This window comes from Bifidobacterium primatium (assembly GCF_002802875.1).
GTDB classification, from domain to species: domain Bacteria; phylum Actinomycetota; class Actinomycetes; order Actinomycetales; family Bifidobacteriaceae; genus Galliscardovia; species Galliscardovia primatium.
Genome location: NZ_PEBI01000002.1, coordinates 478,719 through 495,605 on the forward strand (window position 1 = coordinate 478,719; position 16,887 = coordinate 495,605).

8 protein-coding genes are annotated in these 16,887 nt (G+C 63.8%); 3 read left to right on the forward strand and 5 right to left on the reverse strand.

The features are described from left to right. From CS006_RS05790 to CS006_RS05810, 5 genes are all read right to left on the reverse strand, one after another. Positions 1-2,601 (reverse strand): transglutaminase-like domain-containing protein, encoded by a 2,601-nt coding sequence (locus tag CS006_RS05790; RefSeq protein ID WP_100510828.1) that lies wholly within the window; start codon positions 2,599-2,601, stop codon positions 1-3. Beyond that, positions 2,598-3,848, reverse strand: a complete 1,251-nt coding sequence (locus CS006_RS05795; RefSeq protein ID WP_100510829.1) for a DUF58 domain-containing protein — start codon at positions 3,846-3,848, stop codon at positions 2,598-2,600. Before CS006_RS05795 ends, CS006_RS05790 begins: the two co-directional genes overlap by 4 nt. A gap of 34 nt (positions 3,849-3,882) precedes the next feature. After that, positions 3,883-5,304: an AAA family ATPase gene (locus CS006_RS05800; protein WP_100510830.1), complete on the reverse strand. Its 1,422-nt coding sequence runs from the start codon at positions 5,302-5,304 to the stop codon at positions 3,883-3,885. A 27-nt stretch (positions 5,305-5,331) separates the two neighbouring features. Then, positions 5,332-11,178 (reverse strand): Ig-like domain-containing protein, encoded by a 5,847-nt coding sequence (locus CS006_RS05805; protein WP_100510831.1) that lies wholly within the window; start codon positions 11,176-11,178, stop codon positions 5,332-5,334. A gap of 224 nt (positions 11,179-11,402) precedes the next feature. Beyond that, positions 11,403-12,809, reverse strand: a complete 1,407-nt coding sequence (locus tag CS006_RS05810) for a serine/threonine-protein kinase (protein WP_100510832.1) — start codon at positions 12,807-12,809, stop codon at positions 11,403-11,405. A 150-nt stretch (positions 12,810-12,959) separates the two neighbouring features. Between CS006_RS05810 and CS006_RS05815 the strand changes: the two genes are divergently transcribed. From CS006_RS05815 to CS006_RS10680, 3 genes are all read left to right on the forward strand, one after another. After that, entirely contained in the window at positions 12,960-13,976 is a 1,017-nt protein-coding gene (locus CS006_RS05815; RefSeq protein WP_100510833.1) for a zinc ribbon domain-containing protein, read from the forward strand. 28 nt (positions 13,977-14,004) lie between these two features. Continuing rightward, the gene (locus CS006_RS05820; RefSeq protein ID WP_100510834.1) at positions 14,005-15,264 is read left to right on the forward strand and encodes a zinc-ribbon domain-containing protein; all 1,260 of its coding nucleotides are present in this window, start codon (positions 14,005-14,007) and stop codon (positions 15,262-15,264) included. Between the two features lie 99 nt (positions 15,265-15,363). Continuing rightward, complete coding sequence (locus CS006_RS10680; protein WP_133119537.1) at positions 15,364-16,863, forward strand: zinc ribbon domain-containing protein; 1,500 nt, start codon at positions 15,364-15,366, stop codon at positions 16,861-16,863. Positions 16,864-16,887: the final 24 nt, after the last annotated feature.

Below are 16,887 nucleotides of genomic sequence, written 5' to 3' on the forward strand. Positions count from 1 at the left end.
TCATCCTTTCCTTGTCGTGCCGTTGGCGTCGGCATCGGCCGTGTTGGCGGCGGTTCCGTTGCCGGAGCCCCGTCGTGAGCGTCCGGCGAACGGTTTTGCCATCAGCGATCGTATCGTGGACCATGCCGAGGCACGCCACGATGCCGTCGTTCCGTCACCATTGTGCGTCGGATTGGCGGATATCGGGTCGGCGAACACGCCCTTGAGCGAAAGTTTCGTACGGATTCGACGATTGCGCGGCAGGCCGCGCAGCATCGCCGCCCGCACCTGGTCGACCGTGTTCCAATAGGTGGCGGCCGACTTGTCGTTGAGCGTGATGCCGGAGAACGCGGCATAGTCCGCCTGCTTGCTCAACGCGTCCAGCGTGGACTGCGGCAGCGCCAGCTGTCGGGCGAGTTCGCGGCTCTGCTCCCGGCGTGTGCCGGTTGCATGGACGCCGCTCTGCCGCGCCAATATGCAGATCTGGCGCCATCCCTCGGCGATGCGCATGTCGGGGTCGCCGCGTTTGCGGGCCCTGGAGAGCATGACCGCCTTGATGCCGAGAATCGTGCCGACGACGATGAGCAGCAGCCACAGCGGACTGCCATACAACGCCACCATGCCCACGACGCGCAGCATCTTGCGCAGCCATAGCGACGAGGATTCGTCGTCCGCGTCGCTGCCGCCGAGATTCGACTGGCCCTTGGTCTGGTTTTCGTCGCGCAGCGGGTCCTGCAGCGGCACCGGGGGCTGGCGGACGAGATTCTGCGGCTTCGGGGGAGTGAGGTTCTGGTTCTCGTTGGGGACCTTCGTCTCCTTCGGCGTCGGATAGAACGCCGTCCATCCGTAGCCGTCGAGCTTGATCTCCACCCAGGCCTCGATGTCGTTGCCGGTGAAGTCGATGCTCGTCGTGCCGTCCCTGGCGGTCTTCGTACGCGCGTCGGTGATTTCGCCGTCCTTGTTCTTCGGGATGAAGCCGAGCACCACGCGCGATGGCAGGCCCAGCTCGCGCGCCATCAGCGCCATGGCGGAGGCGTACTGCTCGCTGTCTCCGACCATGGAACTGCCGGCCAGCAGCTTGTCGATGCGGTAGGCGCCATGGCCCGGTAGTGACGGGTAGTCGCCCTTGAGGCCGTGGGAGAACCAGCCGTTGTCCTTGAGCTTGTCGGCGAGGCGCTGGGCGGCGGCTCCGCCGTCGGTGCTGCCGCCGGCGAACGACGTGGCGAGCTTGCCCACAGAATCGGGCGCGTCCTGCGTCTCGGGCTGGGAGACCGAGTCCGCCTGCGCGTTCTCGACCTGCTTGTCGGTCGGCTTCGTCGGCACGACGCCATGCTCGGTGTACGTCAGGTCGCCACGCACCTTGCTGGTGAGCAGACCGGAGTTCGTATCGGTGTTGTAGTAGAAGGACTCGGCGTCGCCGGATGCCGAACCGGAGCCGAACCTCACCGACGTGGCCACGCCGGCGGTGGGGAACCACACGTCGTCGAGTCCATCGTGCACGGTGAACGTGGCGGTGAAGCGCTCGCCCTTCGTGTTCGCACGCTCCTCGCCGCCGATGGTGTCTCCCATGCGGCGGTAGTCCGAGGAGTCGGACGATTCGGACGAGTCGGAAAGGTTCCACACCGTGCCGTCGAAGCGGTCCATGACCGCCAGACGGACGGGCGTGCCGGCAGGCAGATTCCTCACCGTCAGCAGCTTGTCGGTCTTGTGGTTCTTCACGAAGGCGCGCATGCCGCTCATCGGGCTCGCATAGTTGTAGGGGCTCAGCGGCGGTTCGTACTTGTCGCGCAGGATCTGACGGTCCTGGCCGACGGCGAAGGACGCTCCGACGGCGGCCCCCGCCGCGATGACGACGATGAGGATGGCCGAGACGAAACGGTTGAACTCCAGCAGTCGCATGCGCCAGCTCAGCCATACGATGAGCAGCAGCGCCAGTATGACGCCGATGGCCACCGGCTGCACGCCACTGCTCGTGCCCAGCGCCGCACATACGGCGAAGTTCACGGCCACGGCCACCAGCGACAATACGGACACCAGCTGCTTGCGGGCAAGGGCGAACACGCCGGCGAGGAAGCTCATCCACAGGACGATGGTCCATAGCGCCATGAGGTCGCCTTCGCCGGTGCCGACCGCCGGATCGATGGAGATGAGGTACTTGTATGCGCCGAACGTCGCCGAAGCGCCCTTCGCCAGGGTCTCCACGGACGGGATGACGTGCGCGATAGTTGTATTCTGCAATGCGATGACCGGTCCGACGACGAACTGCGCGACCAGCAGGAACACCAGCTGCCACCACAGGCGCAGCGCGGTCCTCAGTCCCGCGAATGCGACGGCGACGCCGATCAGGGCGGCCGGCAGCGCACACAGCGTCCACATGCCGGCCGAGCCGTAGACGTCGATGAGGTTGGCCGCCGCGAGAAGGTTCGCCACCAGCATCACCGCCAGGCTGATGAGATGCGACGGCATCGACTGGGCGTCCAGCAACGCGGCGCCGCGACCCCGGTCTGCGCCCCTGAGGCCGCGCGTGATCCAGATGGCCGAATGCGTGGACTCGGCCCATGTGCCGGTCGCCGTGCCGGTGCCGGTCACGGTGCCGTCCTGAAGAGGAGCGAATTGCGTCATGCGAGCACCCCCATCACCATGGGCAGGTCGTCAAGCTCGCCGATGGTGGCGAGCACGAAATCATCGAATCGACGGATCGAACGCTGCGCGCCCATGTCGGTGCACAGCACCAGACATGTCGCGCTTTTCGGCAGCGGCATCACCATACGTTTGATGACCTCCACGTTCTTCATGCCGCCCACGACGAAGCAGTAGAGCGAGGCGTCGGGACAATGCCTGAGCGCCGCCACCGACAGGTTCGGATCCTCTTCGGCGTCCGGCAGGATCGCGCTGCACGAATCGAGGAACCCCATCGCGTTCTTCGGCGAATCATGCTCGTCGTCGACGAGCACATGGAGCTGGCGTTCCTGCAGCACGCACTGCACGCCGATGGATGCGTAGACGGACACGGCGAGCTCGAACTCGGCGGCGTCGACGTAGTCGTGCGGGTTCACCCCGATGCTCAGCGCCGTCGTGGTCTTGCGCGTGGCCTCGTACTGGCGGATCATGAGCTTGCCCGACTTCGCCGTGGATAGCCAGTGTACGTTGCGCATGTCGTCGCCCGGCTGGTATTCGCGCAGACCATAGAAGTCAAGATCGTCATCGACGATGTCTCCGCTGGGCTGGCCCTCGAGATCGCGCTGGATGCCGGCGTCCAATGACTGCAGGCGCGCGATCTTGGGATGGATGTACACGTTGATGCGGCTGGCCAGCGTCTTCTCATGACGAATCAGACCGAACGGGTCGCCCTTGCGGATGCGCAGCGGGCCGACCGGCAGCACGGCGCGCGAGATCGTCGTGAACTCCACGCTCGTGTGCTTCTCCTGCTTCGGCGCCAGCGCGGGGATGGAGAAGCTCTCATGCATCGCGCCCAGCGACAGGTCGCCACGCGCATGCGTGGTCGGGGTCTTGCCGGGGTTCTTGATGGAGACGTCGACCGGCACCACGTCGCCCACGGTCAGGTGACGGCTCGGCACCGACAATGCCGCGGAGAAGCCGGTGTTGCCCAGCGACAGTCCGATGGCGATGACCATCATGACCGAGGCGACCACGCACATCGCCAGTAGTTCATGCCAGCGGACGAACGAGAACGCGACGCCGCAGACGACGGCGAAGCCGAGCACCGTCCAGCCGAGCGGCGATACATACGATCTGAGGAAGCGCAGCGGGCGTTTGCCTTTGTTGCGCCAGTCGCTGCGCCTGCCTCGGCGCGGGGGAGCGGAGCGTCCCCGGTGCCGGACATGCTGATGCAAAGCGGGATGAGCCATGATTGTTCGTTCCTTACGGTCTCGTCAGGCTCTGTCAGGCGCCGATGGTCGGGGCGACCACGTCGTCGAGAATGGATTCGATGACGCTCTTCGCGGTCTGACCGGCGAAGGTGGCCTCGGCGGTGAGGATGATGCGGTGCGCAAGCACCACCGTGGCGAGGTCCTTCACATCATCGGGCACCACGTAGCCGCGGCCGTCGGCGGCCGCCCACACGCGGGCGAGTCGGATGAGCGCCAGGGCGCCTCGCATCGAGGCACCGACCATCACCTGGTCGTTGTGGCGGGTGGCCTCCACCAGACGCACGACGTACTCCTCGATGGCCTCGTCGGCGCGCACCGTCTGCGCGATCTCGCGCAGACGCAGCACGTCATCGGCGTCGGCCACGGCCTCCACGGTGTCCGCGCGGTCGCGGACGTTGGCTTCGTGCAGGATTTTCAGGCTCGCTTCATGGCCGGGGTCGCCCAGCGAGGTCTTGATGAGGAATCGGTCGAGCTGGGCCTCCGGCAGCTTGTAGGTGCCGAGCTGCTCGATGGGGTTCTGCGTGGCGATGACGATGAACGGCTGCGGCACCGGATACGTCACGCCGTCGACGGTGACCTTCTGCTCCTCCATCACCTCGAGCAGGGCCGACTGCGTCTTCGGCGATGCTCGGTTGATCTCGTCGGCCAGCACGGTCGCCGCGAAGATCGGGCCCTGGCGGAACGTGAACTCGCCGCTCTTCTGGTCGTAGAACGTGACGCCGACCACGTCGCTCGGCAGCAGGTCGGGGGTGAACTGGATGCGCTTGAACGGCGTCTCGATGGAATTGGCGAGGCCTCGCGCCAGCTGGGTCTTGCCGGTGCCCGGATTGTCCTCCAGCAGCACGTGGCCGCCGGCGACGAGGGCCGCGACGCACTGGCGGATCGTGGTCTCCTTGCCGATGATCACCTGCGAGATGTTCGAGACGATGGTGTTGAACACCTGGTCGAAATGCGCCACGTCGGCGTCGGGGGTCGGCAGCACGGCCGCGTTGGCGGTGGCGTGGCTGACGGACTTCGGCCTGGCCTGGTCCTTGGTCTGCCGGGCCGGCGTGGCGGCCGGTTTGGCAGCGGATGCCACGGCCGGAGACTGCTTGGGCTGGGGCTGTGACGGCGTGGTCTTCGTCTTCGAGGGGATCGCCACCTTCTTGGCGGCCGGCTTCGGACGCTGCGGCAGCGCCGGCTTGCCGGTCCTGTGGTCGGTCTCGGCCTTCTTCGGCGCCGCATGGGGCCGGGAGCCCAGCTGCGTGGCATCGGAGAGCACGGTCTCGTCGGACAGCCTGGTCTTGTCGGACAGCACCGTGGAATCCGACAGTACGGTGGAGTCGGACAGCACCGTGGAGTCATCGCTTTCGTTCTGCGGCCTGTTCGCCTGCTTGGGGGCCGTCTGCTTGGGCGTGTTCGGCTTGGCGTTGGCTCCGGCGTTGGATTCGGTCATGGTTGTTTCTCCTTTGTTCCCTGTTCTCTAGTACAGCTGCCGTAGCGCTGCCGGTCTGACGAACGGCGATGGCTGCCGCTCCACATATTTGGATTCCACCGATGGCTCGGGCGTCACCACCTTGCGGGTGCCGTTCACCGTCTGGTCCTCCACCCTGGTGGAGTAGTTCGAGTCGCTGTTCAGCGTGACGGTGAGCGACCAGGTGGGTGTGTCGCTGGCGATGTTCTTCGCGTCGATGGTCGTGCGGTCGGGGGTCCATCCGTCGATGGTCTGCCCGTCGACGACCAGCTGGTAGGTGGCGTTCTGGCCATAGCGGTTGATGGCCTGCGAGGCTCCGGTCACGGTGATCTTGTCGTGGTCGGCGGAGTCCCACGTCAGCTTCATGACGCTGGCGTCGACCTTCGGCCTGACCTTGTAGGTGTAGTTGTCCTGCGAGGAGACGGCCTCGCCTTTCTGCCCCTGCAGCGTCTGGTAGGCGGTCGCCTTCGGGCAGCTGGACCATTCGCCGATGGGGATGCTTTCGTCGCCGCTTTTCTCGCTGTAGGTCTTGCCTCCGAATGAGACGATCACGGCATCGACGTCGCCGACGCTGGACCAGCTGACCGAGCACGAGCCCTCGCCATGGGATGTACGGAGCGTCGGCTTCTTGATGGCGTACGTGGGCGTGATGGTGTTCGAGGAGGCGGTCGCCGGCGCGGGGCCGGTCTTCTCCGGGTTCACCGTGGCCGTCACCTGCAGCGGCTTGAACAGCTCGTCCTTGCCGATGGTGAAGCTGGTGCCTCCGCCTCCGCATGGGACGCTGCCGCCGCGGGAGACCTCCACACTCGAGCATCCGGCGCCGTGCAGGTCGCCGACCTTCACCTCCACGCGAATCGTGTACGGGTCGTTTTCGGACTGCGCGATGCTCACGCTCGGCTTGTCGACGTCGCCCCACGGCGCGTCGTTCTTCGTGCTCGTGCCCTCCACGCCGTCGCCGGCGCGGTTGTGCGCCCGCACCTTGGCGGAGAACGTCTGGCCTCCGGCGCTGCCCGGCACCTCGAATGTGGCCGACGTGGAGTTCACCGTCTGCGACTGGCTGCCCGCCGCGGACGATATCGTCACCGTGTACTTGTCGGGCGCGCTGCCCACATAGTCGGGTGCGTTCCACTGCACCGAGACCGCGTGGTATCCGCCGGTCACCTCGATGCCGCCGGGGGCGTCGGGCACCTTGTCGGGCATGCCCTTCACCGTGTTCGACGGCGCCGACCAGCCGACCTCGTTCATCGCCCTGACGGTGAACGAGTATTCCTTGCCGTTGGTCAGGCCGGTGATCTGGCAGGTGGTGTTGGCGCCGCAGTCCTTGGTCCTGCCGTCATAGTCGACCTCGTACCGGGTGACCGGGCTGCCGTTCGACGATCCGGGCGTCCATGCGAGGTTCACCGCGCCGTCGGCCGGCGTGCCGGCGACGGGGGAGAGCAGCGGGGCGTTGGGCTTGTCGACGATGGAGACGGTCACCGTGGCGGTCACGTTGCGCGAGGCGTCCTTCGTGCCGTCCTGGACGGTCACGATCACCTTGTTCGTCGAGGCGCCGATGTCATTGCCCGGCGTGATGGTCAGGTCGCCGTTCGCCGTATAGCTCACGCTGAGCTTCGCCGCGTTGTCGGTCGTCGCGCCGATCACCGTCAGCGGCGTATCGGGGAACGGATTGTAGGCGCCCTGCAGGATGTTGATGTGCTCCGCGGTTCCGGCCTTCGCCTTGATGCTCGCGCCGGAGACGCGCGCCAGCGGCTGGTTCGTCTGCGTGACCCGCAGCGTCACTCCCGCGTTGACGGAGCCGCTGTCGGAGTATTTGATGCTCACCGGCATGTTCACGATGGTCCCCGGCTTCGCGTCCTTCGGCGCGCTCACCGTCAGGCTGCCGTCCGAGGACAGGCTGGACTCGATGGGGGAGGTGCCTCCCGATGTCGAATACGTGTAGGCGCGCTCGTCCTCGTAGGTGCCTTCCGGCGCGTGCGTGAGCTCGCGCAGCGAGACGGTCTTCCGCCCCTCGCCGGGAACCACGTCGATGGTCGGCGCGGAGAATGTGGGTGGCGGCACCTGGCGGCCGATCACGGTGATCGGCAGCGTGATTACGGCCGAATTGATGATGGCGTTCCTGTCCTTGCCCTTCTTGCCGTCGACTGCGGTGAACGTGATGGACGCGGGGCCGGCGTAGTCCTTGGCCGCCGTGAACCTGAGCTTCGTGTCGCTCACGTACAGGTCGCCGCCGTCGGACTTCGTGGCGCTCACCGAGTCCTTCGACTCGATGGTCGCGGTCTTGCCGGCGCCGACGCGCACGTAGTCGGCGATGTTGATCTCGATGGTCTCGCGCGCACGCACTTCGAGCTTCGGCGCCTTCGGACGCAGCGTCGGCGGGAACACGCCGTATGCCGGCACCTGGATGAACGCCGTCGACGTGACGTTGTACTTGGTGTTCGTCACCGTGTACGGCACTGCGCGGGCCTCGTCGGTCAGGTCCACGGAGATGACGGTCGACTTGTCGCCGCCCTTCATGCGGGCATGGGCCGATGCGCTGGGGTGCACGGCGACCTTGAGCTCGTCCATCTTGCCCGAAGGATTGGCGATCCAGTCCTTCACGTCCACGTCCACGGTCTTCTTGTCGATGGTCGCCGCGGCCGGGACCTTGTAGTCGTAGGCCGTGGGAGGCGAGATCGGCGCCTTGTCGGAGACGTTCACCGTCAGCGTGCCCGTGTCGGACAGCCCGGCCTTCGTCTTCACCGTGTAGATGATGTATGCGGTGCCGGAGCTGCCCGGCGCGGTGAGCTCCACCATGTTGTTGCGGGCCTTGGCGTTCTTGATGCCCTGCAGCTCGAGCCTGCCGTCGAGCGTGAGGTTCTCGCTGTCGCCGGAGATGTCGTTGAGCAGCACCGGCACGTCGACCGCGGTGTTCGGCCGGATGGATATGGAATCGTCGCGTGCGTACACGCCCGAGTCGGATTCGCTCTTGAACACGCCCACGCGGATCTGCGCCTGCGCGCGCTGGCCGGTCCAGTCCTCCACGGCATACGAGAAGGTGTCGGTGCCCGAGGAGTCGGCGTACGCCTCATACACCAGATAGTCGGCGCCGGTCTCGGTGATGCGGCCCAGCTTCGGCGCCGCGTTGCCCAGGCCGTTGAGTGTGTCGCCGTCGCCGTCCACGTCGATGCCGGTGAGCGTGATGGGGATCTTCACCTTCTGTCCGGCCGCCACCTGCGCCTCCACGTCGGCCGGCGTGGGCGCGGGCTTGTTCGCCGCGTCCTTCTTGTGCACGGTGATGGTGATGGTGCCCGAGGCCGTGTTGCCGAGGTTGTCCTCCACCGTATAGGTGACGGGGAACACGCCTTCGGCATCGGTGGCCTGGTAGCGCACCGTGTTCTCGGAGACGAACACCAGCCCCTTGAACGTCTTCTTGTCGTACTGCAGATGGTCGCGCAGCTTCACGGTGGTGCCGTCGGCATAGCTCACATGGTCGAGCACCGGCACGGTGACGATGCCGTCGGCGCGCACCTGCGCGTTGATGTTGCCCGCCTTCGGGGCGGAGTTCTGCGTGGAGAGGGCCGGAGGCTGCAGCACGATGCGGCCTTCGGACGAACCCTGGGCGTTGGCGACCGTGTAGGTGACGGTCACCGGCTTCGTCGGCACCTGCCGCGCGGTCAGATACACGCGCTTATGGCTCACGATGCCGGTCTTGACGCCCGAGTCGCCGTCCACGCTCACCGAGCTGATGGCCAGCACGCCGCCCAGCGGGTCCACGTCGTTCTTCAACGGCTCGACGATGGCGGTGTTGTCGGCGCCGAGCAGGGCCACGTCGTTGGCGGCGATCGGCTTGGCCGCGCCGCTGCCGACCGGCTGCACCTCGATGCGGGCGAGGCCCGTGGCCGGCTGCGTGCCCTGGGCGATGGTGTACGACACGTAGTAGGTGCCGGGATTTGCGGCCTTGAACGCGAACGTCATGTCCTCGTTGTTGGCCGTGGTCGAGGCGTTCTTCGGCTGGTTCACCGCCGAAAGCTGCGCCGGCTGCACCGACGTGCCGTGCACGTAGGGCTTGAGGTCCACGGTGATGCTCTTGTTCGGCTGCGCCTGGCGAACCACCGGGTCGATGACGGCGATCAGCGTGTTCGCCGGCCTCACCGAGAAGTACACCATGCCCTTGCCGGTCGATTCGCCGTCGGAGACGGTCACCTCCACGCCCACGCGGCCGCTGGACTGCGAGCCGGTGTTGAACACGAGCTGGCCGTCGGCTCGCGTGGAGACCATCACCTGGTCGGAATTGGTCGGCACTGCGGAGACGAGCGTCATCGGGTCGCCGTCCGCGTCGGTGAAGCTCGCCAGCGCGTTCGCCGTGTACGAGGCGCCCTGCTCCACTTGGTATTCCGGCGGGGTGTCGGTCTGACGCGGCGCCTTGTTGCCGCCGTCGGCGATGGTGAGCGTCACCGTGGCCGACGAGGTCTGCTCGCGGCCGTCGGAGATCGAATACGAGAACTTCACGGTGCCGGCGGAGGCGTGTGTGGCATCGAGCTGCAGGTACCGGCCGTCATACACCGGCGCGACGCCCATGCCGTCGCCGACGGACTCCACCTTCTCGATGCGCAGCACCGAGCAGTCGGTCTGCTCGTCGTTGCGCAGCACGTCGAGGATCTCCTCGCTGCCGGCGCGCACGCCGAACGAGTCGTCCACCGCCTTGATGGATCCGGACGTGGCCGAGCATTTCTCCGCGAAGTTCTGGTGGTTGGTGGCCGTGTCCTGGCTTTCCGCCGTCTTCTCGGTCTTCTCGGTCTCTATCTTGTTCCACTGGATCTTGATGACGTCGGTGGAGGAGTCGGGATTCCACACGTTGCCGTTCGTCACGTCGTTGAGCACCACCAGACGGTGGTTGGTGCGGAACTTCAGCTGCGAGGTCTGCGTGACCTCCTTCAGCGTCTGGAACTGCGGGTCGGATTTCAGCGATCCGTTGTTCGGCGCACCGCACGCCTTGATGAAGTTGTTGGCCTGCTGGCTCCACGCCGCATAGATGCAGCCGGACGAGGAGACCGGCTGCGCCACGTCGCCGGTGCCGCCGGACTTCAGCTGCACCGGCCTGTCCTTCGGATGGTCGAGGTTCGCCAGCATCAGACCGCCGGTGGTGGAGGCGGCCACCCACGAGGAGTCCTGTGCGTCGTCGACCGGCGCCTGCTGGAGGGTCACGCGTCCGGTGGCCGGCAGTTCGATGGAGCCCTTGTCGAACGTCAGCGTGGAGTTCGAGACCACGACCGGCCTGCCGCCGACCACGGTGAAGTCGTCGGCGACCAGCTGCCGGCCCCCGTTGAGCGAGCCGAGCTCGCGGGGGTTCGTGCTCTGCGGGTTCTCCAACGACAGCACCATGGCGTCCGACGGCCGGTACCCGTAGACGACGCCGTGGCTGTCGACGACGATTCTGCCGCCGTCGCCGAGCCTCATCGACGGCTTGGACGTCGTGGGGGTCACGGAGTCGACGGAATCGGCCTTGCCCACCCATACGTTGCCGTTCTTCGTGTTGATGAACGCCACGGTGTCGCCGCCGATGAACGATGTGGTCTCGCCCTTGAGGTCCGTCTGGCCGGCGATGCCGATGGTCGACGACTTGACCGCCATCGCGCGGCTGCCTTCGGTGAGCACCGTGTTCTCGCTGGCCTGCGACACGTCGAACTGCTGCGCCGACGAGGAGACGGCCGCGTCGGCGTCCTGCAGACGGACGTTGAATCGCGCGGCCTTCTGGTTCTTCAACGACGTGATCCACACGGTGCCGTTGTCGAGCTGCACATGCTGCCGCGTGATGGAACTGATGATGATGGCGCCGGCGACCACGCCGAGCACCAGCAGCAGCGTGACGACGGGCATGACCCAACGGTTGCGTCTCGTGGGCAGAACGTTGCGGATGCGCGCCAGACGCGCGCGTACTGACGGGTGTGCTTCCTCGCTGCCGTTCACGGCTTCCCCCTACTTGCTCTACTGGCTTGTGCCCTCGGTCTCTCGATACTGCAACTCATGGTACGCGGCCGGTGTAACCGGGGCAATGGCGATGCCCGCGATCGCAGCCGCCGGCTCGACTCAAGGCCATTGCGTCACTGTCGTACGGCGCAGGCCGTCGCCGGAGTCTGGGACATCTGGCGGTCGGCGCGCACGATGCTCACCTGGATGCAGGTCTGCGCGTCGGTGACGTCGTCGATGGTCACGGTGGGCGAATCGACGAGCGCGGTGTCGGCGTCCTGCTGCGCCGCGTCGCCGCTCACCCGGCTCCAGGCATACCTGTCGCCGTCCTGCGGGTCGGGATTCGTCCACGTGAACGTCACCGTGGAGCCCGAATAGCTGCCCGTCAGGCCGGTCGGCGACGGTACGTCCTGGGTGGAGACGCCGTCATCCGACGAGTCGCCGCCCTTGTTCAGGGCGCTCGCGTCGTCGCCAACGACCTGCGAGGCGTCGCCGTCTCGCCGTGAATCGACGTTCGGCAGCACGACGCCGACGAACAGTCCGATGACGACCGCCAGCGCGGCGATCGCCGCGACGGCGATGACGACCGGCCTTCTCCATGACCCGCCGGACCGGCCGACGACCTCGGATGCGCCGGCGGCGGCCGTCTGGCGCCTGCGCCGGCGCTCCTCGGGCAGATACTGCGGCACGCCCTCGACCATGACCGGGGTCTGATGCCCGTAGCACTCCTGCTGCACGCGCTGCAGGTCGCGGGCGAATTCCAGCGCGGAATAGTATCGTGCGTCGGGATTCTTGTTCATGGCCCGGCGCAGCACCTTCTCCAACGACTTCGGCACGTCGGCGCGGCGAATGCGCGGCAGGTCCTCGTCGACGATGACCTGCGCCAGCTCCTTCGAATCGGCGACCTTGTACCCGTATTCGAACGGCGAATGGCCGACCAGCAAAGCGTAGAGCGTGGCGCCGAGCGAATAGATGTCGCTGGCCTCCGAACCGCCGGACCGTCCGGTGAGGATCTCCGGCGGCGCCCACGGGATGGAGAAGCCGCGCGCCCCGCGCGTGGTGTAGATGGTCGTGGAGATGCCGAAATCGGCCAGCACGGGCAGCCCCTGCGCCGAGATGAGGATGTTGCTGGGCTTGAGGTCCCTGTGGATGATGCCGCGTTTGTGCGCCGTGAACAGTGCACTCGCCACGTCGATGCCGATGGCGAGCACCTGGTCCACGGTCAGCTGGCTGGAGCGCGACAGCTCCTTGTAGCTGCCGCCGCGCGCGTATTCGAGCACCATGTAGCCGCGGCCGTCCGCCGTGATGCCGGCGTCGTAGATGGAGAGGATGTAGGGGTGCTCGGAGAGCTGGGCCATGAAGTTGGTCTCGGAACGGAACCGGTTGCGGTCCTCGCGCCGTGCGGTGGCGGCGTTGTTCACCTTGATGGCGACCAGGCGGTTCGGCGTCCGCTGATGGTACAGGAACACCGTGGCCGTGCCGCCCGAACCCAGGGTTCGGATGAAGTCGTAGCCTTCCAGAAGGGGCGGGTTGCCGGTCATGATGCTCTCCTCGGCTTTGGATTGTCCTGCTGTCTTGCATCCTAGCGGGGGGAGCGGGATATCGCCCGAATCCTTCCGTTGTAACCGGCATCGGCTTACAATGGGTCGCGATAGAGAAGAGCCCCCGTATATCAAGGAGAAGCGAAGCATATGAAGATCTGTGAGCAGTGCGGACTGCAGAATCCCACTGAAGCGAAGTTCTGCCGCGGATGCGGCCACCCGTTCCCCGCCAATGAGCCGGTCTCCGAGGAGACCCTGCTTTCCGAGCGCGCGTCCGTCCCCGCGCCGTCTGCGGTACCTACCCCCTCCACCCCTCAGCCGCAGGCCGCCGCACCCCAGCCGGCCTCCCAGCCCGCTCCGCAGCCGGTGTACGCCGCACCTCAGCCGGCGGCCGTGCCCCAGCCGCAGTACCAGGCGCAGCAGCAGCCGACCCAGCCGATCGCCATGCCTCAGCAGCCCCCCGTGCAGGGGGCTCCGGCCGTCGCCCAGCCCGGCGCGGCCAACGCCTTCTTCGTGTGGCTGTGGGAATCGTTCAAGCACCCGTCGAAGCGCTACGCCACGCAGGCGTGGTGGGCCATCATCCCGCTCGTGTTCAACGCGTTCCTCATGGCGCTGACCGTCTACATGTGGGAGAGCAAGGCCGTGAGCGCCGCCACCAACGTGGGCAACGGCATCCTCGGCGGCCTGAGCCGTGACTTCACCGGCAGCTCGTCGTATGCGCCGCAGATCGCGTCGCCCGGCGTCTCCATCTCCGAACTGTTCAAGTTCTGGGTCATCTTCGCCGCCCTGCTGTACATCATCGTGCTGATCTGCTTCATGGGCCGCAAGATGCTCGGCGAGGCGCAGACCACGTTCTCCACCATTCATGTCGAGCTTGCGCAGAAGACCATGCCCATGGTCGCCCTGAACCTCGTCGCCTTCCTGTGCGCGCTCATCGGCTCCGGCATGCTGTTCCTCTCCTCCCTGCTGTTCATGATCGGCCTGACCTTCATCATGGCCATCCCCGGCGCGATCGTGGCCCAGGGAGTCAACGCCCGCAAGCTCGACAAGACGTGGATGTGGATCTTCATCATGATGCTCGGCGGACTGATCCTGTTCGTGTTCTTCATGATCATCGCCGTCGCAGGCGTCGCCTCCGCCGTCTCCACCGTGCAGTCGCTGCTGTAACGGGAAGGCTGTAACGGGGAACGGCATCATGATTTTCTGCACAAGCTGCGGGGCCCGCAATGATGACGGAACCAGGTTCTGCATCAGCTGCGGTCATGCCCTCCAGACCCAGAACAACGTCACCGCACCACTGCCCACGGCCGTGCCCATGCCCGGCGTGCGCTCGCTGGCCGACGTCGCCGACGCCACGGACGCCACCGACGCGGCCGCGCCCACGGCCCCGCAGAAGATGAGCCGTCGCATGATGATCATCCTATGCGCCATCGGCGCGCTGATCATCGTGCTCGCCGCCGTGTTCCTCACGCTCAGAAGCACCGTGTTCTCGCCGCAGGGACCGCTGAACTCCTACGTTTCGGCGATCGCCGAAGGCGACTACGAGAAGGCGTCGAAGCTTGTGGACCCGGGCGTGGAGAACGACGCCCGTGCCCTCATGGTCAACAAGGCCGGCGAGAACGAAAGCCGCCGCATCAAGAACGTCGAGATCTCGTCCATCAATCAGAACCGCGTGACCGGCAAATGGGAGGCGACCGTCTCCTACTCCGTCGACGGCGTGCAGAAGTCAAGCCAGGTCACCATGGAGTCCGCAGGCAAGAAGCTCCTGTTCTTCGACTCGTGGAAGGTCGCCTCGCCGATGCTCACCACGTTGAAGATCGCCGTGCCGAAGACCATGACCAACGTCTCCGTCAACGGCGTCGACATTGACCTGTCGAAGGCCGCTACCGACAAAAGCGACGCCTCCGAGCCCGACGACCCCTCCTCCGACGTCGACTATTCCGAAATGACGGAATACTCCGTGCCCGCATACCCCGGCGTCTACAACGTCGGATTCGCCGACTCCCAGTACGTGACCGGCAACGAGGTGAAGATCAACGACGCCGCCAAGGCCGCGTATCTCGTGCCCGAGGCCACCGACAAGCTCAAGAGCGAGATCCTCTCACAGGTGCAGAAGCGCATCGACGACTGCACGGCGTCGAGCGCGCTGAGCAAGGACGGCTGCTCGTTCTCCAACGGCAGCTTCTCCTCGAGCTCCTCCATGGCGTACACGAACATCAAGCGGACCGCCACGAACACCCCCGAGATCGCCGAACTCGACCTGATGAGCGGCAGCTTCACCACCACCACGATCCAGACGACCATCACCTACCAGGAGCGTTACTATTCCGACCAGCCGTGGGAGAACGACTCCGAAAACGACTCCGGCACCATCTCCGGCACCATCAGCCTCAGCAACGAGAAGCTGACGGTCGACATCCCCAACACAGACGAGGATTCCGACGGCGGTTGGTGATCGGCGCCATAGGCGGGGTCGCCGGCGAGGCCGGCGACCTTCGCATGCCCCGCAAACAACCACGACGAACAACCGAATGAGGACGAGAAGAGGGCGACGATGAAATTCTGTACGAACTGCGGCGTTTCAATAACGGGCGAAAGTAAGTTTTGCGATTATTGCTATCCGATTCGTCGGCGGCTGAAGATGCCGAACGTTTTTTGTGCTTTGCGGAATACTACTAAGTCATTAGCATCATTAGGAAAACAAGTTTTTTGGGTTGGCAAAGAAACGAAGTGTTTATGGTGGATGTTTTTCATCATAGTGTTAGTGCTGCTTTGCTCATTCGCTGAGTCGTTTTACAAAAGCTTTATTTCGGGGGAAACACCTATCGTTACGGGAAGTCAATGGATTTTTCCGGTTCTACTGATAGTAGAAATTATTGTGGCTAGTCTCTTAGCAGCTGCTCTGGTTCCCTTTTTTCAAGATACGAGCAAAATTCGGGAAGCCGTAGAGAAAGCACTTAAAGACAAGAATCATCATGGTTTTAAAGAAGGGGATGAAAAAAGTATAACGAATATTTGGCACACTGAACGTTGCCGTTGGGGCAAAGGAATTACTTTCTTTGGTGCGATTTTCATGGGTCTCATGCTATCTAATATATTGCTGGGGATGCTTTGGCCCTCTAACTCTCAAAATGCGGATATTGAACATCAGAAAACTATTTCTAGCGGCATAATCGTTATTATTGGTGCTTTTCTGTTTTTCCTCTACACTCAAGCAAACATAAGAGCTGCGAGAAGACTTTGCTTTCATTTGGGTATGTCGTTATTTTTATTGGTGATAGGAGTAATTGTTCTTTTCCCTGATTCATCTAAAGTTGGCAATGCCGCTACTTATCTTTTATCTTTCGCGATTCTTGCTGTTTTGTGGATTTCTATTTTTCTTATTTTTAGTGATTTGGATACTTTTCCGTGGGTGGAAAAGCAACTTGATTATTGGTGCATGTTATGGTGGCGCAGAACATTAGTGAAGAATCATTTTCCCAATGAACATATTCAGGAAATAGGCGACACAAGTGGTTTTGAGAAAGCAAATCAGTGGTCTGAAGATATCAAACTTTTCCTGATAAAAAAGGTCGCTGATTATCAGGATTATAAAATTCCGTCTATTATCGCAGGAGTTGGCACTCTTGCGGCAACGTGGAGCACAGCAAAAGATTTTACTGGCATGGATGACAGCGGATTTGTAAAGGATTCGCTTACTAAAATGGTGCTGGAACAAGTCGATAAGAGTGGGCTGAATTTGAATACCCGAAAGGTTATCGAGGATGCGGTCGACAAAGTGGAGCAGCAACTGAATAATCAGGCAACACGCTTCTGGGAAGCTCTAGGGCTAGTAATTATTGTAATCGTCTGTACGGTGGTTGTGCAGACTGCTCGGTCATACTATTGGCGAAGGTTGTCTGCTGCTGCCCGAGTGTGCATACAACCGTTAAATAGTAATGATGAAAAGCCAAAGGAAGGGAAAGTAATGAATATTGTGGGACCGTCATCAGTAGTCATATCCGTTGATATGGATGTGCATCCTTTGAAATCAGGGGAAAGAAATCTCTCATAAAAATTACGGAGAATGCTTCGTGAT

Coding starts and splice junctions, on each gene's coding strand:
- CS006_RS05800 (WP_100510830.1), bottom strand. CDS start 5,304: ATGACCGAATCCAACGCCGGAGCCAACGCCAAGCCGAACACGCCCAAG.
- CS006_RS05790 (WP_100510828.1), bottom strand. CDS start 2,601: ATGACGCAATTCGCTCCTCTTCAGGACGGCACCGTGACCGGCACCGGC.
- CS006_RS05820 (WP_100510834.1), top strand. CDS start 14,005: ATGATTTTCTGCACAAGCTGCGGGGCCCGCAATGATGACGGAACCAGG.
- CS006_RS05805 (WP_100510831.1), bottom strand. CDS start 11,178: ATGCCCGTCGTCACGCTGCTGCTGGTGCTCGGCGTGGTCGCCGGCGCC.
- CS006_RS05795 (WP_100510829.1), bottom strand. CDS start 3,848: ATGGCTCATCCCGCTTTGCATCAGCATGTCCGGCACCGGGGACGCTCC.
- CS006_RS05815 (WP_100510833.1), top strand. CDS start 12,960: ATGAAGATCTGTGAGCAGTGCGGACTGCAGAATCCCACTGAAGCGAAG.
- CS006_RS05810 (WP_100510832.1), bottom strand. CDS start 12,809: ATGACCGGCAACCCGCCCCTTCTGGAAGGCTACGACTTCATCCGAACC.
- CS006_RS10680 (WP_133119537.1), top strand. CDS start 15,364: ATGAAATTCTGTACGAACTGCGGCGTTTCAATAACGGGCGAAAGTAAG.